We start from the raw sequence: 21,332 nt of genomic DNA on the forward strand, positions 1-21,332 counted from the left end.
AGAATTCTGTTCTGATTAAATACAATAAATCGATGCCCAATGAGTATTGAGACATCGATTCATATCATCTAATTATGAGGTGAAACATGAGTATGCGACCAAACATGAAGTATAGCTTTATTGTTAGCGCAGTTTTTATTATGGTTATTCCTATTATCATTGGACTTTATATGTTGAACAAGGTTGTCGATCCTGACGAGACAATGGTTACGAGAACTGAAGTTTCTCCTGAGCTTATTACGGTAAAAGGTGGATTTGCAGACAGTATTAGCAGATATCACGGCTACTACCTCTCACATCATAACAATTCACTTTTCATTCAGATTAAAGGCAGTAAACTTCCTATCGGTGGTAGTAAAGACTTCACAATTTCATTTTCTAATACTTATGGGAATGTTGATGAAATCTACTTATTAGGTCCTGGCAACTCTGAGAAAAAGATTTGGCCGAATCCCTAACTTTCATTGGAATGGATATCATATTATCAGACGCAATCAGCTACAGTTTCTTAGTTTCTTCTGATTAATTTCTTAAATGCCAAGTATTCCTGATCAGACTTCATATAACTTAATATCTTTTCCGCACATGCAGCGGAGCTAAGCTCTTCCGTATTCACTTCCAGATCATACTCATCATAGGAGTAGATATAGTCGAACTGGGAATGGGCCAGTCCAATCGCGCGATCTCCCCTGCTCTGCTCTCTTCTGGTGAGTTCTTCTTTTGAGCACTGCACGCCTACAAACAATATCGGATAATCCGATAGTAACTCATAAAAACCGTTAAACCACTTGTCATTGCTGATGACCGTATCCACGATGACATTCAAACCCATTTCCGAAAACAGCTTAATGGTTGCACAGTACAACGAATTGATGGGGTCGAACAGGATATCTGTCATCACATGGTGTTCCACTTCTCTTGTTGGTTTCATATCTGGATATGTATTGTCGATGAATTGATCATAATTATGCAGAAATTGATCTACAGATAGATGATGAAACGGAATGTCTCCCTGATTTTTCATTTCCATCGCAATGCTCGTCTTCCCCGAACTTGACGTTCCGTTCAAAAATATAATGAGTCCTCGTTCCATATTGATCACCCTTATCATTAAAATTGGAAAACGCTGTTCTGCCGAATTACCACTCTCTCCATTCTTCCGTAATATCTTCATCCTCCTGGATGTCTAACCCAGCTAGCCTAGCCGCCTTGTCTATAAAATCAGCCAATTCTTCACGTTCCATCGTCTCAATAAAGTAACCATTGGCCTCATTCATTTCATTAAACCTAACCACAACTTCTTCTACAGCCTTCATCATGCGCTCGGAATCTTTCGTTTCTTGTAATGCTATTAATTGGTGCAAATATGTATCCAGGGCTTGATCAGACATGAGTAATCTCTCTTCTGTGAAAAGCTCATCTCCGTGTTTAACCATTCTCTCGTTCCATAGTTTCGTTGGTTTTTCATGAAATAAGTTTTGTAACGTCATTGGAGTCACTCCTCTAAAATTCAATTTTATCTATATTTTACCTGTAACTAAAATTATGAACAAGCGTTCTCGCCTATTCACTTTCACCCTATTCGCCCCATAGTCTTGTAACTTTCTCTAATTCCATCTCGTCAAATTGTAATCGATAAATGTCCGGTTTCTTGGTTTGATTCATAAAATCCAATCCGTAACTCGCATCAAAGTAGTTCATCATCAACGTCATTACATGTCCGTGTGTGCCAATCGCCACTTTTTTACCCTTGTACTCTTCTAAAATCTGTTTCAACACGCCCACTGCTCTATTCTGGCAAACCGTGTTCGACTCGCCTCCTGGCAATGCATAATCCGGGTCATCAAACATCTTCTTCGAAGCAGGCTCGAACTCTTCATCCGCAATCATATTATCTGAAAAATGCCTTTCCCGCAGATCCTCCATGATCTGAATATCTAATTCTAACGCTGCTGCCACACCTTCTAAGGTCAGAATAGCCCTGGCATAAGGACTTGAGACAATGGAATGTATTCCTTCATTCGTTAATATTTCCGTTACTCGTTCTGCATTCATCTTTCCCTCCAGGGTAAGCCCCCTCGTTCTTTCCGTTCCTTCCGTATACGGTGACTCCGCATGCCTTACCATATAAACGATGGTCTTCATAGGACCCTCCTTGAATTTCTTCTATCAAATTTTATGGTCACGCTTTAGGTCCTTCAACATATTTTGTCTTTCCGTTCCAAAAATCAATTATATGGTGCCACCATATTTTAGATTCTGAATTCAGGATTGATATTCTGTTAGATATTTAATTTACAATAATTTTCAGATATGTGTATAGTAGAAATGAAGCAAGATTCTTTTAAAAGAAGTTAAATCTAACGGAGAGGATGAGTTCATGTCTTTTTTCAAAAGGAAGGTTGTACTAGTCTCTGTATTCATCGTATCAGCTATCTCCGCTGTTGCAATCGCTTACGCAAGTGGTCAATCGAAACCGGACGTGCCTATTCATAAAGTCGTCAACCTTTCAGCCAACTCTTTAATATTTCATGAAATAGATAAGCTGGATGCGTTCGCTGAACTGATCGTCATTGGTCACGCAACAGAAGATTTCAGAGATCGAGAGCATGTTATTACTGCATTTGATGATGGAACCATGCAATCCTATCACACCAATACAAACATTAAGATTGAAAAGATATTGAAAAAACCCGAAGATTTCCCTTCAGATCAGAACGAATTAACAATCATTGAACCCGTTAGCCTCGAAGGAGACGTCAAATATACAGTTGATGACTATGTAGAACTGCAGAAGGGTGATAAAAGTGTGCTTTTCTTGATGAAAAACTCCTTTGGTGATTATGGATTAATCAATTATAACTTAGGCAAATTCAGCCTTGAAGGGATAACTCAATATAGTGTGCCTCAATCCTCCACTGCACAAGCGTTATCAGAATACGAAACTTTCCGGGACTCTGTCATGAAGAATTACCATTTGAATTAAGGTTTTCATCAAAAAACGGTGACCTTTGCAAACATAGCGCCCCCTTCAATCTATTTCACTTTTTTATCAAGGCTTACGTCAAAGGATGAAGTTATCGATTTTTGTCTAAAATCATTGGGTATCACTTTAATCTCCACGTTTAGATGTATAGATTGAGGCAGATTCATTTGAATTATATTCTCACTAGCAATGAAGTAATAATGCTTTTCGTCCAGTTCTATCAAACCCCCACCTGTTGAGCCAGAAGTTGAAATCAAATGTCCGTCATGATAAATCTCACAAGCAATATTATATTCCGTTAAACTAAACCCTTTCACTTCATATCGAATCTTGATTTGATTTCCCGTGTAATCAGCATTTCGTAAACTAATCGCACCACCATCGACCATTTGGGTCTGAATTGCAATATTTGCCTCGGGTATCTCTGGTTTCTTTAATAAATATCCTACTTTTAGGTACCATATAGCTCCTAATACAACTACAGCAAGTACAATCATAGCAATAATAAACTTCTTTTCTTTTTTATCCATAATCTTTACTCCTTACATCTGAACACTCTTAAAGTTCTTTCCAAACCTGTATTTCAAATAATACATTATCCCTGCGCGATCAACACCCGAAAACTGTCATCGATCATCCACCCCATTATCCTATAAATATATTGTTAATTCTGTCTCGATCATAATCTAAAATCCAATCGTTATATTCTGTATAGATATCCGTTAGTGCTTGTCTTGATGCTGAAATAACATCGCAACCTCTATCATCATAGATGTGAAATATCGTTTTCTTACTTATATTAATGAAATACACCCTATGATAAATCTTTGGCTTAATTCCAACATCATGATTACATATAGCTTTGATTAACTGATTATATTTCAAGTCCTCAACTCTACATTTAGTCCAGTACCTATACATGTTGTTTCTTGGGTCTGGGATGTCATCCGTTTCACAATCCAAACCTGGAAATATCTCAAGTCTCAAGGCTCTAATTGGCCCTTTCTTCTTGATATATTTTCTGTACAGGTTCAATTTTTTCACTTTGTGTTTAGGCTTATCTGCAAAATAAGCTTGAGTTATTAATAGGACTTCATCTTCTTGATCATGAAGAGCCTTAAATAATTCAATTGATCGATGATACACTTGTTCCATGTAATGCTCCGTATTCATTCCAAACATCAGAGGATTGCCAAGTTCGAATCGTATTGCAACATCCCAATTATAAAAAAGAGGTGATTCTAAGGTCAGGTTTGGAAAATGCTCTGCCAGGTACGTCTTCAGATCCATTCTGTGGCCTCCAACGCTTTTTCAGAAAAATTAACCCCAGAACATTCCATTATGACCTTCGTCCACGATCTTGAGCTGTGTTTCAAAATCTTCATTCGGTTCAATATCATCGATGAAATGCCACTTGCCTTTACTGTCCTGCCAATACACTTTCCATGCCTTCTCATCCAATCTGAACTGTGCTACCGGCATCTGTACCCATTGATCGCTTTGAAAGGCTTGTCTTTCTTCAATCAACGTCACATGGTTGCCTCTGATTTTATAACTAATCTTTATCTGACTTTTCACATGCTCAGGTACTGCATTTTCGGTGTAATGGTCCATCATTTTTTGAATGCGTTTCTTCGTAAAATCATCCATGTTTTCTAACTATCCTTCCTTGATCCATTTTCCTTTGATTATATCATGTTGATTTCTCCGATTTGAATGATGCTTTACTTGTAAAAGGTAAAACGGATCGCGGCTTGTGCAATGGCAAGCCACGTGAGGGTGAGGTGCTGCTTCAATTCGGGCAGCACCTCAGGTGGTTGCACCGCATGCATCAGCGCGGTGCTCATGCTGCCATCTCGAGCACACTTCCGTGATGGCAACGCTTGGTGCATCCACCGTTGCTACGCTGTATGATGCACGCCAAAAAGCGCCGCGACCGCATAGCCGTGGCGCTGCCTCCTGCTGCATGATGCTGCATGATGCCATTCGGCCATGCCATGCAGCTTGTGTTACGCTGCTGCGTCCCATAGGCGCAGCAGCTCACGGGGGATGCACCGCTTGAATGTCCACAGTGCTCTCCCCGAGGTCGCTGATTGAATAGTATGTTATACAACGGAATCACATCTTTGAGTTAATCAACATCCCAATGCCGTACAAACTTATTGATTACTTTTAACGATATATACTCATTCGTATTGAGCTTTGCCATCGTTGCCGATGATATCCCATCATTTTCAATAAATCATGTTTCTTAATATCCCTGTCAATCCATAATTTTTGAAATGGTTTATAACTTATCATCTGGTATCGCTTCCTATTGGAACCTCTACTTCAAACAGTTACATTAGCTTTTACCTCAGGATATGCATAAAACTCTATTTCTTTACGATAACGCAGATCTATCTGTTCATACAATATTAGAACGTGAAATCTATTTATTAGTTCTAAGGGTGCTCTTCAATGACATAATGAATTAATCAAAAAGAAAATACATATGAATCTCTTCTATGACATCAATCTCATCGACAATAAATTCAGCGAAAAACCCAAGATCACCTTGAAAATATTCATATATCTTTGAATTTGGTTTATTCTCAATTGTCTTAAGGTCTTCATATTTAATAGTTGGATATGCATTTTTCAATTTTTCTAAATGATCCCCCACTTTTATCCCTTCAGATGTCTCATATTCATTCCTATCTAATATGATTTCCGAAAGCCATAGATTGTTCTCTTCCATTCCCAGAAACTTCAATGTTAATCCACTATAATAGAGATCCTTAGAGTACATATCACTAAACGTGTCTGCTCCATCACCGAGTTTCTTAACTTGAGAGGCTTCGTTAGGATCCCCTAATATATTGACTACTGTCTTTTCATCATTTCTCAATTGAACAAGGGATTGATTATATTTTATTGAATAATATTTATCTTCTTTTATATTTCCTAATCCAGGAGTTGAAACTGGCAGATCAGTTGATACAACTTCTTCTGTAGAATCTGATTCTGAAATTGCACTTGGCGTTAGGGATTCTATCGAAGGTTTTGTAGGAGTAATTGAGGAATTTTCTTCTTTGAATTTAGAACAACCAACAGTGAGAAGTATACACACACATATAATTATTGAAGTTATAATTTTCATTGAATAACTCCTTTTTTGAACTTGTCGGAATTTCCTATAACGTTCAGGCATCGTTATTGTATCTACGAACCCTCACTGCGTTAAAGGAGCATATGCGACTGGCCGCGACGCGGTTAGGCTGTGCGGGGTTGTCTGCTGATTCCCTTCTTTGAAAATTCCTAGGCAGACCAAGGAGCGTATGCGACACGGCGTAGATATTGTGTTATGTGCTGTTACTTGACCTCTTCGAATTCGCCAATAACGTTCGTGCTTTATAAAATATCCAGGTACTAGTCAATGACTCTTTATCTTTGTGAACTGCTACTTTATTCAAGAAAAAAAAATCTGATAAGGATACGCTTATCTTGGCTGTTGGTGTTACAAATTCATTGCAAATCCACTCATCAAATTGTACTTTCCCATGTCCAGACATATGAAATTTATCTCTAGGTAGTATGTACAGCATGCCATCCGTCCAAGGATTGTTATTAAATGTAGATTCATTTATTGAATAATAATGGTACTTTTTGTTTCGCCCTATAATACATCCATTTCGAAAACTCCCAATTAATGCACTTCGATTAAATACTGCATAGAAAATAGACCATAATGGTTCTGTCGTTGCAAACACAGATGTCGTTAGTTCATTGTTGTACAACGTCTGCTTACGTGGTTCAAATCTTTCAATATTGCCATAATTAGAACCGTGAAACACGTATTTTCCATTCAATGATAAATAATGTAGAAAACGGTACTTGGGGTATTGTAAAGAATAATCAATTAATCGTCCTTCATTAATTGATTTTGATAACTCTTCATATTTTCCAATCTCTTCCTTAGTAAAAACAACGGTGGGAGATTGATACATTAATATCGATATAATAACTGAAATCATCTACTTGGAAATATCCCTCCCCATTAAACTTGTAAGTAATTGCACATAACGTTTGGCATTCCTGACGTTCAAGCAGCTTAAGTGACCATAGTGAACGGGTCGTTGGACTAAGCTGGTTGAATGTATCGCCTGAATATACTTCTTGGCGATCAAGGGCGAATACCCAGTAGTAATGCATTGTTATAAGATGTCAGCGCCTTCTTCGAAATGCTTATCCAATACACAATCGTTTTTCGTTAAGTTAAGTGTATTTTTGAACCCATTCTTTTATCTGGGAGGCGACCTCAGTTACATCCGTATTCGAGGTATCAATTGTAGGCATAGGTGGGATATACGCCTCGTCGGCAATCTCAAGCAATCGTTTTGCAAAGTTCTTGTGGTTTTCAATTTCTTCATCGGACCAATTTCTTTCCCTTAAACGTTTCTCGCGAACTTCTTCATTACAATGTAAGTTTATATAATATACATGCTTAAAAAAAGGAAAGTCTGCACATTTTTCAATATCCCAAGGCATCATTGTCCCGCATATTATTGTCATTCGCCCACTTTGAGCGATATTACGTGCAACCCGAAGCCAAATATTCCTTATTTTTTCCCAATCGTGTCCAATAAACTCTACAAGATTATCTGGGTCAAAAACATCAAAATCTGGCATCATTCTCCGTACTTCTTTAATGACATATGTTTTTCCTGACCCACTTGCACCTGTTACGATAAATAAAGGCAATTTTTTCTCCATTAGGTTGTATTCCCTTCTCCTCTAAATATTTCACAATAAGGTTGCTTATGCTCTTATATTTGTTTTTAGTTTTTTGCGATGATTTCTTCTAACGTTCCTGTATTCACGACTCAGCGTATGCTGAGTGTCCGGCGAATACCGGACCAGGACGTATGTCCGCAGCGTGAATATTATGTTATAAGATGTCAACGTCTTCTTTGATTAAGCCCACTCTAAAATCCATTTATTATCTACGCTCTTCTATTATCCATGAGTATTTACTTGATATTGTATTTGCAATTTCTAAGATAGCTTTTTCTATTTCAATATTAGTCATTAGTGGTATGTCTATTTCGATTAAGTTAATCTCCTCTATACCCTCTAATGTATCAAAAGCATAACCTCCATTAGAATTAGCTAAAATCCCTGTGGCTGTTACCGATTCACCATAGATAATTTTGGAGAACCTTAAATCACTTATTTTCTTGAACTCCAAGGATTGAATTAAGAATTGTTCAATATCAGCAGTTTTTATTTTCTTAATATAGTTTTCATCAGAATATATTTGCAAATAATCGTATAAAAGAAAATCAGTCATTTTACCGTCACCTCTTCATTTATACATTGAGACAAATTTGAATTACTTTTAGCTTACTTACTTTTGATTTTATATGTGTTTTGTTGATTTCCTATAACATTTAATTTATGTACTTCGCAAATACCACACATTTATCGTAATATCTGAATTACGTATATGATAACTTATTCGGTAATATTTGCGAAGAAAAATTTGGTGAAAAAGGGAGAATTATCGGGATGCTCAATCTCCCATGTCCATACGATCCAGTGGGCTCTGAATACGCTGAATATGTTTCGTGCTGACATGCGTATAGCGCTGTGTTGTTTTTGCACTCGTGTGACCAAGTAGCTCCTGAATGTAGCGCAGGTCTGTTCCGTTTTCTAGTAAATGCGTAGCGAAAGAGTGCCTCAAGGCATGAATACTAACTTTTTTCACAATGCCTGCTCTTTGTCTGGGTTCTTCAAAAACCTTTTGCACGCTGCGCTCAGTCAGATGCCGATCCGAAGATTGTCCTGGGAACAACCAACGGTTGGGTCTATACGCAGCAATGTATTTCTGCACAATTTCCCAAGCAAGATTGGAGAGGAGCGTTCTCCGATCCTTCTGACCTTTTCCCTGCCTTACAATCAGTGTCTGACGCTCAATATCCAGATCGCTATAGCGTAGACGAACGACTTCGCCTACACGCAGCCCAGCCGAATAGCTGAGATACAGAAGGGTCTTATGCTTGAGATTAGTTACGGATTTAAGTAACAATATGTCTGGACATTGGATGTGCTGATGTCTGTATCTACTTGAGGAAGACTAGCCAGAAATCGTTCAATTTGACTACAGTATGCTTTAATGGTTTTGCGACTGTATCCTCTTAATTTTAGCGCTTGCTGTAATTGATCTCTTTTCCATTTGGGAGGTTCTCCACTTATCTTCCAATCCCTCAATGCTTCACTCTCTTCCCTCAACTCCGGGCTAATCTGCACATGTACTGAATCAAAAAGGTTCGTAAATTTCTGGATCGTTGCAATCGTATAAGGGATGATCCACCGTTTCGCTTCGGACTCCCACCGTCTACCCGCTATCTGCCGAATGCCCTGAATATGTTCGTTGTTATAGGGAATCTGAATTGGACATGTGATTCTATAGAATTTGAAAAAAACAAAAAAAGGAAGACCATTCTCATCCCATACGGGAATCCAATGACCTTCCGATGCTTTCGGAAAAATATGACGTTGTAAAAGGTAAAGCTCAGCGCGGCTTGTGCAATGGCAAGCCGCGTAAGGCTGAGGAGCTGCGCCCATTTCGGGCAGCACCCCATTGGGGATGCACCGCGTCAATGATCGCGGTGCTCTTTCAAAGGCCGCTGCATCCTATATGGCAGCGGCTTCTTCTCCCAGCGGCAGCGTGTAATACTGCGCCTGCTGCCCTTCATGCTGCTGGTACACAACGACCAGCAGCGTCCGGCCTTTCGCGGCAAGCGGGCTGGCGCCAGCTAGCACACGCTCAAGCCGGAACGGAAGCACATCCAATACGGTGTGCTTCTGCAATTCTTTTTCGCCGAGACCAAGGTCGGCGAAAGCACGGGCACCCATGACCGTCTGTGCGGTCATGGCCGAGGTCATCGGCAACGCACGCGAAGCGTTGCCATCCACCATGTCCGCCGCTCCATCCGCGGCGGACCCTGTTGCGTCGCCCGCAGTGAGCGACGCTGCACCCCCGGCTTCGCTGCCGATCACACCCGCCGCATCTGCGGCAGAGTCTTCTCCGGCAGCAGCCGAACTTGCCGCAGCGGCACTCGGACCTGTGCCGCTGCTTTCGAGCCATGCCGTGCCTGCGGCGCCGGCAACACGTGGCAGTCGAACGTCTTCCGGACGTTCAGCCAACGTTTTCATATAACCTGCCCACTGATCTTTCTGAAGCGGATCCTCCCACCAGATTTTGCGTGGTTTGTATTTGTGGCCGAGGAAATAGTCCAGCTTCATCAAGCCAAGCACGATATCCATATGCGGCGTATTCCGCGACTCCAGGAAGCTATGCAGACGAGTGAACAGATCCTCCAGTTGGTGCCCGATCTTCTGCCAACCCTGACCTTCCCAATAATCCCCAAACGCCTGGAAGAAATCAAACGGTGAGTTGAACTCCTGCTCCATCAGATACTTCAGCGTATGGTCCATCCGGTGTGCGTTCCAGTATTTCTCCAACACATCCTCCAGCCGCTTCAGGCGTACGATGTCGCTGAACGGCAGCACGTCACTGCCCAGAATCTCATACGGCGCGTGATCCATGTATGTGTAGTTGTACTTCTCTGCATCCAGACGCAGACCCGTACCACGCAGCATTTTAAGGAATCCGAGCTGAAGCTCTTCAGGTCCCAGTGCAAACACATCGTTAAACGTTTTGCGGAACGTATTGTAATCTTCCTCCGGCAGTCCGGCGATGAGATCCAGATGCTGGTCGATTTTCCCGCTAGCTTTGACCTTATTGACCGTACGGCTCAGCTTGGTAAAGTTCTGGCGCCGTTTCACCAGTTCATTTGTCGGATCATTGGTGGACTGTACCCCAATTTCGAAGCGGAATGTGCCCGGCGGCGCATTCTCTGCCAGATAGTCGAGTACCTCGGGACGCATAATATCCGCCGTAATTTCAAACTGAAACACCGTCCCCTGATGATTCTCGATCAGGAATTTGAACATTTCGAGCGCATAATCCCGCTTGATGTTAAACGTCCGGTCCACAAACTTGATCAGCTTCGCACCCTTCTCGATCAGGTACAGAATGTCCGACTTCGTCCGCTCAATATCGTAATACCGCACGCCGACCTCAATACTGGACAGACAGAACTGACAACTGAACGGACAGCCCCGACTGGTCTCAAAATAAACAACCCGTTTCCCAAGCTCCGGAATATCCTCTTCAAATCGATGCGGTGAAGGCAGATCGTTCAGATCCGCTTTTGGCCGTCCTGGCATGAGAATGACCTCTTCCCCTTTGCGATACGCCAGTCCATAGACAAAGTGGAACTTCTTGCTTCCTTCAAGCTCCATCAAAAGCTGATGCAACGTCTCTTCCCCTTCACCCATGACGATAAAATCAACATTGGGAATCCGGTTCATCCAATATTCCGTGTCGTAGGACACTTCCGGCCCGCCCAGCAGAATTTTCACGTTCGGCATAACCTTTTTCAGGTTATCAATGACCTTGATTGTCTCTTCAATGTTCCAGATGTAACACGAGAAACCAATCACGTCCGCACCGCGCTGATACAGATCAGACACAATATTCATGACTGGATCTTTGATCGTATACTCCGCCAGGTCAATATCAAAATCCTTCTCACTGTATGCCTTCAGACACCGCAAGGCCAAGGAGGTATGGATGTACTTTGCATTTAATGTAGAAAGAATAACCTTCATGGTTCACAACCTTTGCCTGGACACCCAGCCCATATTTTTTTTGGTAAAAGGAAAGCTGCACAGCCACCCTGCCTCGGATGCTGTTCATCTAAACCTCTTTTGAACTAGCCATTCCATGTCTCATGGACATATCCAACTTTTGTCTTTCAAAGAGTGGACACTCTTTTCAAAAAGACATATACACCTAGCCAAACCCAAACCACAACATACAGTATAAAACCCATATAATAGAACTACATGCTGTATACGATACGATCAGCCATTCCTAACGCCAATGTCCACCCTTTGAAAGACAATTCACCATCTTTTGTCCGCACTCCAGAGACACCACAATCAAATTCAAACTCAACTTCAACCTATAAAAGACCTCAATCGTGTTCCATCCACCATTCGTTATCCCCATCTTACTGCCTTGAGCCTTTAGGCCTTAGCCTCGAACCTCTGCCGAACGCTTCCCCCGTATCATGGACGAACCATCAACTTGCATGAAGCATATCTATCAACTTTTTGATCAATTGAGCTTTACGCACATGACTTCAAAGACTTAAAAGGGCGAAAGTAACAACAATTCTCACTCCATCCCAACCAGCCAAGCTCGCTTACAATCAACTCATACTCACTCATACTTACTTATACCTGCTCATACCTACTCATACTCGTAAAACGCATCATCATCCGTATCCACTTCTTCGCCCGATTGCTTCTGGAAAAACTCCAGGAACGGCAGTCCGTACTTGCGGTACTTGACCTCACCGACCCCTTTGATATCCAGCATGTCACGTTCTGTCTGTGGACATACCACACTCATCTCACGCAGGGTCGCATCATTGAAGATAATGTACGATGGCACATGCTCTTTCGCCGCCAAGTCGCGCCGAATCAGACGAAGTTGTTCAAATACCGTCTCATTAACCGCAGATGGCATCGCATCGCGTCCGCCGCGTCCACCATAGTTCGTACCCGAAGCCGTCGCCGCTGTTTTGCGGACGACACGCTGCATCACTTCACGCTGGCCTTTGAGCACTTCCACCGCTAGTGGCTGCAAACGCACAACCGGATACTGTCCCTCAGACAGCATCAGATATCCTTCGGATACCATCACGTTGATGATCTCCGATATCTCGCGCTCTGTCCGATTACCCATCACGCCGTAGGTTGGCAAAGAGTTGAAGCCATAATCGAGCACTTTTTTGGCACGGGAACCTTTGAGCACCGAAGCAACCAGCGATACACCATACCGTTCACGCATGCGGTGAATGCAGCTAAAGATTTTCTGCGCATCAATCGTCATGTCTACCAGCTCGCGGTCGTCCGTACAGGAACTGCAAGTACCACACGGCGTATCGTCATGCACCTCACCGAAATAATCCAGCTGCGCACTGCGCAGACAACGCGTCGTGTAACAGTAATCCACCATCTGTTGCAGCTTCCGGTAATCGTTCTGTTTACGGTCGCCGTCCATCGGATTCTGCTCAATCAGGAACTTCTGGGTGATAATGTCCTGTGCCCCGAATAGCAAAATACACTGGCTCGGCTCTCCGTCCCGGCCCGCACGTCCGGCTTCCTGCACATATGCTTCCATATTCTTAGGCATGCTGTTATGAATAACGTAACGCACGTTCGATTTATCAATCCCCATCCCGAACGCATTGGTCGCCACCATCACTCGGATATCATCGTACAAAAAAGCTTCCTGGCTCTGGGACCGTTCATCGTCCGTCATCCCGGCATGGTAGCGTCCTGCGGGCAATCCCGCTTGCAACAAACGCTGATGCAGATCGTCCACGTCCTTACGAGTCGCGGCGTATACAATGCCCGGCTCGCTGGCATGCTCGCGCGCATAATTCAGGACAAAGTCCTTCTTGCTCTCACCGCGCAGCACGCTAAACGCCAGATTATCCCGCCCCAGTCCGGTCACATATGTCTGCGGGTCCTGCAAACGCAGCAGCCGCAGAATATCGCCCATGACCTCGGGCGTCGCTGTAGCCGTAAAGGCCGCAACCACCGGCCGCTCCGGCAAACTGTCCACAAACGGCGCTACCGCCAGGTAGCTTGTCCGAAAATCATGTCCCCACTGTGATACACAGTGGGCCTCATCCACGGCAACGCAAGAGATCGGCAAATAGCCCATCTCCTCGCGGAACCAATCCAGCTCCAGTCGCTCAGGCGCGACATAGAGCAACTTCAGCTCACCGCGCTGCGCCGCGCGGATGCGATCATTCACTTCTTTGCCGCTAAGTGTACTATTAATATACGCGGCAGCAATTCCGGCGGTCGTCAACGCATCGACCTGGTCCTTCATTAATGAGATCAACGGGGAGACAACAAGTGTCAGCCCCGAATATAACAGGGCGGGGATCTGATAACAGATCGACTTACCGCCCCCGGTTGGCATAATGCCGAGCGTATCTTCACGTTCGAGCAGGCTGGCTACAATCTTTTTCTGTCCCTCACGGAAGTCGGGGTAGCCATAATATTTTTGCAGGAGACCCTGCGCTTCTTCTAATGTAGGTGTTTGCACACTCATGTAAAGACTCCTTACTTATCACCGGTGTTTTTCCACCAGCTTGGTCCGATCCGATTCTGACATCCGAAAGCGGCTCATATACCGCATCCTTGACAACAAAATGGCGTTCTCATGACTTGTCCGTCAAGCAAACGCCGCTCCCTTTAGTTTAACGGCCCAGCCCCGAATGAGCAACCGCGTTTTACTGTAAAACGTTTGAAGCTTCTACACGAAATTAAAAACAACCGTCCTGCCCTAGTTGGACAAAACGATTGCATTTAATTTAAAAACAATCAAGTCATACAGCGACTGTTTTGCACTGGTGGTAATTCTAATCTTTCAATGCTTCAACTTCAGCCTCAGATAAGCCGCTTGTTTTGGCGATAACTGAAACTTCAATTCCAAATGAGAGCATGTTTTTTGCAATCTCAATCGCCTTTCTTTTTTCCCCTTCTACTAATCCCTTTTCTATTCCCTTTTCCGTAGCCCACTCAATCATGGAAGCTTCATCATGCAAATACTTCTGCCGCTCTTCATACAAACGACGTGCTTCCCGATCCTGACTCAAGAACTCCAGCGTGTCCATCGCCTTCTTCAAAGTAGGTTCATTCATTTGCAACACCTCCCAATTGGATTTGTCAGCACCTTTCAGGAACAAGAGCCAGTTAATCAGTCCACCTTCCATCGGAACGGATTGTTCGTCCAGTTTGGACAACTCCATGAAATGCACTTCAAGATCATCACTTAGTTCAAGTCCGGTGTGGTCTTCCCTCAGATGAAAAACATTATGATATCGCTCGTTGGCGATAAAAGAGTAATTCAAAATATTAATGGTGACGCACTTTTTCAATTCCTTGTATGTCTGACCTTCCTGAAGCTGGCTCGAATAACGTTTGCTCCAGTAGTATAGGGTTCGCTTCTCGATATCGTATTTATTAAATAACTGCATTTCAATATTGATTAGCTTACCTTCAGCTGTTTTCGCCCAGATATCAAATATGGACTGTTTATCCAGTGGAGCATCTTTATCGGTATACGGGTTAAGTAGTACGATCTCTGTCAGTGGCTGCTCACCCGACTCTGCAAACGTTCGGTTCAAGAACACCAGCAGGACATCTTTATTTTCCTCACTGCCAAAAATACGTTTGAAAACAAAATCGTTCCGAGGATCGAGTAAATCAGACATCTGACCATCAACTCCGTTTCTTTCTATTATACCATGTAGGGTGTGGATAGTTGCAGGATACACTTCGATATCCGTATGAATTAAAGAACTCCAATCTCGTTCCTCTGAAAATGAAATCTATCATTACTGTTCATACGTTAAATAAGAATAAATATAATTCAACAAATCGTGTCCATTAATTATTTCGTACAAGCTCGCTCATCGACAACTGCTTCTTTTGCATTCATGCGATAATACAATCCTTTCCTCTGCATCAACTGTTCATGCGTTCCATCCTCGGCAATTCGGCCATGTTCCATCACAAGGATGCGAGAGCACTGACGAGCAACCTCCATGCGATGTGTGACAAGCAACCCTATGCTGCCTTTCATAAAGTTCAGCAAGTGATTCATCACGTTCTGTTCTGTCTGAATATCCAGTGATGACGTTGGTTCGTCCAGAATATACAGATCGGATGACCTCAAGAAGAGTCTGGCAAGCGACAATCGCTGCTGTTGGCCTCCAGATAGATTGGCCCCTTTCTCTTGCAACATTGCTGCGTATTGTCCTTCCTGTGCCTCAATGTATTCCTGCAAACCTGCCTGCCCTGTCGCAAGCTTCACTCTGTCCAATGTAACGTCTGAACTCAGACGGATATTATCTTCGATCGTTCCTGTAAAAAAAGTGGGTGTCTGCGGCATATACGTCAGTCTGGATTGGTTATCCATTTCTATATACTCTGCAACATGTTGATCACCCAGCAATACGCTTCCGTTTGTTGGCTCGATCAGCCCTGCACACACTTGGCACAGTGTAGATTTTCCTGCACCACTGACGCCAACTACCGCAACCAGTTCACCAGGAACCAGATTAAGCGTAATCTGATCCAGAATCTTCCGACCACTGTCTTCATCGGTTACTGTAACCTGTTGAAGACGTAGCATAGCAATTTCGTTCTCTTTATGTGCCCCTTTTTGTGTACTCCTTTGATCTTGGTCACACATTCCCTGTGCAAGCTCCGGGTCCTTAGTTTTGGCTGAGTCTGTCTTCTTGTGATCACCCAACTTAAACCATGCAGAGATACGTCCAAATGCACCCACGCTGGCTTGCATCTGACTCCACTGGCTGGACAAGCCGAGTACTGGCCACACCACCAATTCGAACAGCAGACTACTTGCAACAACCATTCCCGGAGACAAAGTTCCCCTAGCCGCTGACAAAGCAATAAGGAACAACGCTGCCAATTGAGCCAGACCAAACACCGCCATCGCCACGTTATCCGACATGCTCAGGGTCATCTGCAACTTAGCCTGAACACGATTCAGTGATTGCTGTTGTGTCCGAAAACGAGCGAGAAACCACGGTGAAGCATCATACATCTGAATCACCGGTATCCCTTCAACATACTGTTGGATCTGTTCTTGGGACTCGCCTTCCCTGGATTCGACCTCATCGGACAGATGTACAATTCGCTGATCATACAACCTCGCCGTGAACCAGATGGCCCCTGCACTTACCAAGGCGATAACCGCAACCCATGCATCTGCTCTGTACAAATATCCCAGCGATAGAGCAATGATGAATACAACCGTAACACCCTCTGCAATAGCCTCCACAACTTCTGCACCATGCTTGGTGTCTTCCTTGATGCGAAGCATCACATCCCCGGACTTCTGTCTGCGCACCCAGGAATAAGGCATCCGGTTTAACAGTTTCAACAGATCCATGGACATATCCCGTTGCATCGATTCCTTGAGCCATACTAGCACATAACGATGCATCGCGAGCAACACGATAAATCCTGCCAGAATGGCGATAAAGATCATCGCCGTAGCATTAAGCTGCTCCTGTCCCCCATCATGAATAGCATCCACGAAGAATCCCTGTACAAAGGCAAGTCCCCAATCAAAGACCGCATCTGCTGCGATAAAAATGAGCAAGATCGCTACAGCTAATCCATAAGGCCTCATCCAGCGAAAAATAACGGGCCATACCGTTGCCAATGATACAGCTTGTTTTGGGTCATCTGGAACATCACTTTCGTTCATCTGATGACTAGCTTCATTTTCGATATTTTCATTTTCATTATTTTCATTTACCTCATATGCTCCACTTTTCTCATGACTGCTCTTCATTTCAACGTCATCGGCATATGCTGCATCTTCAATCTTGTTACTCATGCTGTCCCTCCACTTCCGTATCCTGCTCCGCAATATAGCTTCGATATCCGTTTGCACGATCCAGCAATTCACGATGAGTCCCCGTATCTTCGACGCGTCCCTTCTGAATATAGATGATCTGATCTGCCCGTTCTATCAGCGATAATCGATGAGTAACGGCAATAACCGTTGTGCCTTTGTCAGCAGTGATTCGGGCAAAAAGATCATTCAATCGCTGCTCATGTAAAGGGTCTTGAGATGACGTCGGTTCATCCAACAATAGAATATCCGGGTTCCTCAGCATCGCTCTGGCTAGACTAATACGCTGAAGCTCTCCACCCGACATCGTCCCGCCTTGCGGCTGAAGCTCTGTCCCATAGCCGAGTGATTGACGCATAATCGCGTCATGTGCATGCGTCATGTGGGCCGCAACCTCTACTTGATCGGCAGATATCCCTTCTTGTCCAAAAACAATATTCTCTTCCACTGTACCTGTGAAAATAAAGGCTTGTTGCGGAACATACACCTGATTGACATGCCCTGTCTGAACTTCGTGCATATCCTTCAGTGAATTCTTCTGATTCATGACCTGGATCGAACCAGTAACGGGTCTATCTAATCCGGCTATTAATTTCAATAACGTGGTTTTCCCGCATCCACTTGGCCCTGTGATTACAGTAAGCTTTCCTTGCTTGGCCTCAAAAGAAATATCTGTTAACACTTCTTCTTGCTCCGCATACCTGTATGACACATGCTGCACGTTGATGCCTTCCGGTTTAGATTGCTTTTCAAGCTGGTCTAAATGCGTATCGGACTGTACATATATATTTGTACCGGTATTAGCAACCGTGTTCTTTCTCTCCAAATCCAGCACCTCAAAGATTCTGGACGCATGAGAAGCCGAACCAATAAAATCATTCCACAGCCCAGATAACGATTCAATCGGACGAGTTAACTGACTGCTTGCTACCAGAAAAGCTGCCAATCCTCCTACATCCATATGTCCATTCAGGACCTGCATGCCGCCTAGATAGAGAATCAGAATCATGCCACCATACGTCGAGACCCGTCCGGCTGCTTCCGAAAGTCGTTGTAACACAGATACGGACATCGTATGTCTGAACACTTGATCCATTCGATCTTTAAAATGATGGTGTACATAACCCGCGAGTCCGTAACTTCGGATCTCAACTGGGGCTTGGATAATTTCAGTCAGTATCTCATCTCTTGACGCTGCGCTGGCATTCAACTGATCATGCTGTCTTTGTAGACATTTACCAAGTCCTACCGTTACAAGAGGATAGATCAATGTGAATGCAATGATAGCCAACGACAGCGGCAAGTTCACCCAGCTGAAGTAAGCAAAGGCAAGAATCAGCTGAATGATATTTTTCGCGAGTTCAATGCCATGTTGGTTGATCCCCTTCTGTGCTTCCTTGGCTGAAGTCCAGACCCGAGAGGTTAGGTCACCCGTATGATAATGTGCCAGATCACGTGTCTCTGTGTTGCTAAAGGATGAGAGCAGTAGAGACTGCACAGACAATAATGTCTTTTGCTGGAATAACGTCTCGACCCTCGTCATGAATGCGGTTACAATCAATCGTAATACTACAATGCTAACGCCTATGATCAACCCTGAGTAGAGTAACGAAAACTGTGCTTCAGTCGCGCCTTTGACCAGTCTTCGGATCGATTCCAAATAACCGACCTCAATCAGGGAGACCATACATGCGGCGAAAAGTAACAGAATGATGAACATACGGTACTTGCCCGTTAGTGTCCATAATCGAGTTAACATGCCTAACGTTGTATAAGTTCTTTTGTCAGCTAACATGGATGGTTTCTCCAATCTTGTCATTAAATTAAGTACTTGGTTATGATATCATCGGTGATAAGGGAAAAATGAACATTTATTGCTGTAAGTACTATTAGAAGTAGGGAGAATGATATGCAACACGATCTGCTAGACACACTGGATAAGCTATTCGACTACATAGAAGACCATATTCAAGACAAATTAACGCTGGATCATCTGGCATCTGTGACTCATATATCCAAATTCCACCTGCATCGCATGTTCAAACATGTAAGCGGACAATTGCCTGGAGAATACATTCGTTCACGCAAATTGGCACGCAGTTTGGAGCAATTGGTGAATCTGAATTGGAAGATTATCGATATCAGCGGACATTACGGGTTTGAACATGAACAATCCTACATACGTGCTTTCAAACAAGCCTTTGGTATCACCCCCCTGCAATATCGCAAACAGGGAGCTGGAGACCTTGAATTCACAGCCCGCATGACTTCGTCCATGATCACGATGCTTCCATATGGATATATTTTCAAACCAACGTATGTACGAAAACCGGCCATGAAACTCATTGGGCAACGATCCCACATTCGGTATGCAGACAATGAAGAGCACTATGAAGCCAATTCAGCAGGCAACGACTTTTTCGAAAAACACTTTCATTCGATTCCTAACGTGTTGCAACCCAACGTATATATCGGATTTACCAATGAAATTAACGAGGATTACAGTACATATCAGCCGTCTGTAGAGGTCACCAGTCTGGATCATATCCCTGAAGAACTGGACGGAATTGAAGTCCCGGCCAACCAGTATGCCGTATTCAAATTCGTCTGTGATTTCCATCCAAGTCTGATTAACATTGATCATCTGGACAGTGTCTGGACATTTATTGATGAATATTGGCAGAGCCATTCGGGGTATGAGAAGAGTGATCCATACTATTTTGAAAGAATTGATGGCAGTCTGGCTCAGGACCACTACGGAGAGATGGACATTTATATTCCTGCAAAGCAAATTTCACTGTAAGCTGCAAATGGAGGTTCAACCTTATGGACTCAAATACTCAAGCTAATTCAAGTTCATCCCATACAGATTCTCGCAAACCTTGGATACGTAGACACCCTATTCTTACTACATTTACATTGTTGATTCTTGTACTGTTTGCCGCTGTATTCCTGTATTTCTGGCTCCGTCCATACTTCTCCACATTTGACCGTTCCGAGCTAGGAGAACTGAGTTATTCCATGCCTTCGCGGAACGGTGAGTATACTGCCGAAATTTACGGCGTACCTTACGGTGGTGCGGCAGGCGGCGTTACGATCTGGGTCGATGTAAAGAAGACAAATGCACCTGAGGATGCCACGGTAAAAACGATCTATCGTGCCAAGCACCACGGAAATAATCATCTCGAATGGGAAAGTGAACACACACTCCGGATTGAAAACTGGAATGAATACACGGATGAGACCATTTCCCTCAATATCGATGACGAAATATATGATGGATGGGGCTGGGCGTGCAAAAGCTTACGGATGAAAGATCCGTCTGTGCGATGCCTGGCACCCGAAAAATAAAACAACTTAGCCGCCAATATGACGGCCCTGAACACCCGACGTCTCATCTTCTGACGCGTAATACTCACTACACCGCACATCAGAAGTTCCACGCGACACGAGAAGCGTAAAAAGCCCCACTCACCGACTCTTTCGGTTAAGCGGGGCTGCTCTTGTTCTGCATTATATCGTTTATTTACTTATACTTCATTGTGATCTAATATGCTTGTTCATTAACAACTTCGTAGCTATCGGACTTTAAACATATGGCAACATCATAATTTATCTATCATATCTATTCTACCTCTTAATTCTCTTCTGCTTCTGCTTCTGCTTCTGCTTCTGCTTCTGCTTCTGCTTCTGCTTCTGCTTCTGCTTCTGCTTCTGCTTCTGCTTCTGCTTCTGCTTCTGCTTCTGCTTCTGCTT

At 43.4% G+C, this 21,332-nt stretch carries 23 protein-coding genes and 1 pseudogene; 5 read left to right on the forward strand and 19 right to left on the reverse strand.

Annotation, left to right across the window (positions count from 1 at the left end; translation table 11 throughout):
• The first annotated feature begins 86 nt into the window (after positions 1-86).
• Positions 87-458 (forward strand): hypothetical protein, encoded by a 372-nt coding sequence (locus QVE09_RS28410; protein ID WP_315939524.1) that lies wholly within the window; start codon positions 87-89, stop codon positions 456-458.
• A gap of 50 nt (positions 459-508) precedes the next feature.
• On the opposite strand, the gene QVE09_RS28415 is transcribed toward QVE09_RS28410, so the two are convergent.
• From QVE09_RS28415 to QVE09_RS28425, 3 genes are all read right to left on the reverse strand, one after another.
• Positions 509-1,093: a chloramphenicol phosphotransferase CPT family protein gene (locus QVE09_RS28415; RefSeq protein WP_315939525.1), complete on the reverse strand. Its 585-nt coding sequence runs from the start codon at positions 1,091-1,093 to the stop codon at positions 509-511.
• Positions 1,094-1,139: 46 nt separating this feature from the next.
• Entirely contained in the window at positions 1,140-1,490 is a 351-nt protein-coding gene (locus QVE09_RS28420; protein WP_315939526.1) for a hypothetical protein, read from the reverse strand.
• 88 nt (positions 1,491-1,578) lie between these two features.
• Complete coding sequence (locus QVE09_RS28425; RefSeq protein ID WP_315939527.1) at positions 1,579-2,145, reverse strand: histidine phosphatase family protein; 567 nt, start codon at positions 2,143-2,145, stop codon at positions 1,579-1,581.
• Between the two features lie 235 nt (positions 2,146-2,380).
• Between QVE09_RS28425 and QVE09_RS28430 the strand changes: the two genes are divergently transcribed.
• Positions 2,381-2,986 (forward strand): hypothetical protein, encoded by a 606-nt coding sequence (locus tag QVE09_RS28430; RefSeq protein WP_315939528.1) that lies wholly within the window; start codon positions 2,381-2,383, stop codon positions 2,984-2,986.
• 50 nt (positions 2,987-3,036) lie between these two features.
• Here QVE09_RS28430 and QVE09_RS28435 read toward each other — a convergent pair whose 3' ends face one another.
• The 4 genes from QVE09_RS28435 to QVE09_RS28450 form a co-directional block, all read right to left on the reverse strand.
• The gene (locus QVE09_RS28435; RefSeq protein WP_315939529.1) at positions 3,037-3,516 is read right to left on the reverse strand and encodes a hypothetical protein; all 480 of its coding nucleotides are present in this window, start codon (positions 3,514-3,516) and stop codon (positions 3,037-3,039) included.
• A 115-nt stretch (positions 3,517-3,631) separates the two neighbouring features.
• Entirely contained in the window at positions 3,632-4,276 is a 645-nt protein-coding gene (locus tag QVE09_RS28440; RefSeq protein WP_315939530.1) for a DUF3885 domain-containing protein, read from the reverse strand.
• Between the two features lie 30 nt (positions 4,277-4,306).
• Positions 4,307-4,636, reverse strand: a complete 330-nt coding sequence (locus tag QVE09_RS28445; protein ID WP_315939531.1) for a DUF3024 domain-containing protein — start codon at positions 4,634-4,636, stop codon at positions 4,307-4,309.
• A 74-nt stretch (positions 4,637-4,710) separates the two neighbouring features.
• Entirely contained in the window at positions 4,711-4,833 is a 123-nt protein-coding gene (locus QVE09_RS28450) for a hypothetical protein (protein WP_315939532.1), read from the reverse strand.
• A 23-nt stretch (positions 4,834-4,856) separates the two neighbouring features.
• Between QVE09_RS28450 and QVE09_RS28455 the strand changes: the two genes are divergently transcribed.
• Positions 4,857-5,048, forward strand: a complete 192-nt coding sequence (locus tag QVE09_RS28455; RefSeq protein WP_315939533.1) for a hypothetical protein — start codon at positions 4,857-4,859, stop codon at positions 5,046-5,048.
• Between the two features lie 73 nt (positions 5,049-5,121).
• Here QVE09_RS28455 and QVE09_RS28460 read toward each other — a convergent pair.
• From QVE09_RS28460 to QVE09_RS28515, 12 genes and pseudogenes are all read right to left on the reverse strand, one after another.
• Positions 5,122-5,287: pseudogene (locus QVE09_RS28460) on the reverse strand (helix-turn-helix domain-containing protein).
• A gap of 172 nt (positions 5,288-5,459) precedes the next feature.
• Positions 5,460-6,128, reverse strand: coding sequence for a hypothetical protein (locus tag QVE09_RS28465; RefSeq protein ID WP_315939534.1), 669 nt, complete (start codon positions 6,126-6,128; stop codon positions 5,460-5,462).
• A gap of 202 nt (positions 6,129-6,330) precedes the next feature.
• Positions 6,331-7,002: a hypothetical protein gene (locus tag QVE09_RS28470; RefSeq protein ID WP_315939535.1), complete on the reverse strand. Its 672-nt coding sequence runs from the start codon at positions 7,000-7,002 to the stop codon at positions 6,331-6,333.
• Between the two features lie 241 nt (positions 7,003-7,243).
• The gene (locus QVE09_RS28475) at positions 7,244-7,741 is read right to left on the reverse strand and encodes an AAA family ATPase (RefSeq protein WP_315939536.1); all 498 of its coding nucleotides are present in this window, start codon (positions 7,739-7,741) and stop codon (positions 7,244-7,246) included.
• 226 nt (positions 7,742-7,967) lie between these two features.
• On the reverse strand, positions 7,968-8,318 hold the full coding sequence (locus QVE09_RS28480; protein WP_315939537.1) for a hypothetical protein: 351 nt from the start codon (positions 8,316-8,318) through the stop codon (positions 7,968-7,970).
• Between the two features lie 222 nt (positions 8,319-8,540).
• A complete protein-coding gene (locus QVE09_RS28485; protein WP_315939538.1) occupies positions 8,541-9,056 on the reverse strand; it encodes a tyrosine-type recombinase/integrase in 516 nt (171 codons plus the stop codon).
• Positions 9,038-9,595 (reverse strand): phage integrase N-terminal SAM-like domain-containing protein, encoded by a 558-nt coding sequence (locus tag QVE09_RS28490; RefSeq protein ID WP_315939539.1) that lies wholly within the window; start codon positions 9,593-9,595, stop codon positions 9,038-9,040. Before QVE09_RS28490 ends, QVE09_RS28485 begins: the two co-directional genes overlap by 19 nt.
• Positions 9,596-9,664: 69 nt before the next feature.
• On the reverse strand, positions 9,665-11,707 hold the full coding sequence (locus QVE09_RS28495; protein WP_315939540.1) for a B12-binding domain-containing radical SAM protein: 2,043 nt from the start codon (positions 11,705-11,707) through the stop codon (positions 9,665-9,667).
• 646 nt (positions 11,708-12,353) lie between these two features.
• The gene (gene recQ, locus QVE09_RS28500) at positions 12,354-14,234 is read right to left on the reverse strand and encodes a DNA helicase RecQ (protein WP_315939541.1); all 1,881 of its coding nucleotides are present in this window, start codon (positions 14,232-14,234) and stop codon (positions 12,354-12,356) included.
• Positions 14,235-14,544: 310 nt separating this feature from the next.
• Positions 14,545-15,399 carry an Rpn family recombination-promoting nuclease/putative transposase gene (locus QVE09_RS28505; RefSeq protein ID WP_315939542.1) on the reverse strand — a complete coding sequence of 285 codons (855 nt, stop codon included), beginning with the start codon at positions 15,397-15,399 and terminating at the stop codon, positions 14,545-14,547.
• 179 nt (positions 15,400-15,578) lie between these two features.
• Positions 15,579-17,558, reverse strand: coding sequence for an ABC transporter ATP-binding protein (locus QVE09_RS28510; RefSeq protein WP_315939543.1), 1,980 nt, complete (start codon positions 17,556-17,558; stop codon positions 15,579-15,581).
• On the reverse strand, positions 17,551-19,371 hold the full coding sequence (locus QVE09_RS28515; protein WP_315939544.1) for an ABC transporter ATP-binding protein: 1,821 nt from the start codon (positions 19,369-19,371) through the stop codon (positions 17,551-17,553). Before QVE09_RS28515 ends, QVE09_RS28510 begins: the two co-directional genes overlap by 8 nt.
• Positions 19,372-19,485: 114 nt before the next feature.
• Between QVE09_RS28515 and QVE09_RS28520 the strand changes: the two genes are divergently transcribed.
• Both QVE09_RS28520 and QVE09_RS28525 read left to right on the forward strand, forming a co-directional pair.
• Positions 19,486-20,379: an AraC family transcriptional regulator gene (locus QVE09_RS28520; RefSeq protein ID WP_315939545.1), complete on the forward strand. Its 894-nt coding sequence runs from the start codon at positions 19,486-19,488 to the stop codon at positions 20,377-20,379.
• A 23-nt stretch (positions 20,380-20,402) separates the two neighbouring features.
• Positions 20,403-20,927, forward strand: a complete 525-nt coding sequence (locus QVE09_RS28525; RefSeq protein ID WP_315939546.1) for a DUF5412 family protein — start codon at positions 20,403-20,405, stop codon at positions 20,925-20,927.
• The last annotated feature ends 405 nt before the right edge of the window (positions 20,928-21,332 follow it).

Source organism: Paenibacillus sp. ClWae2A (genome assembly GCF_032452295.1).
Classification (GTDB): domain Bacteria; phylum Bacillota; class Bacilli; order Paenibacillales; family Paenibacillaceae; genus Paenibacillus.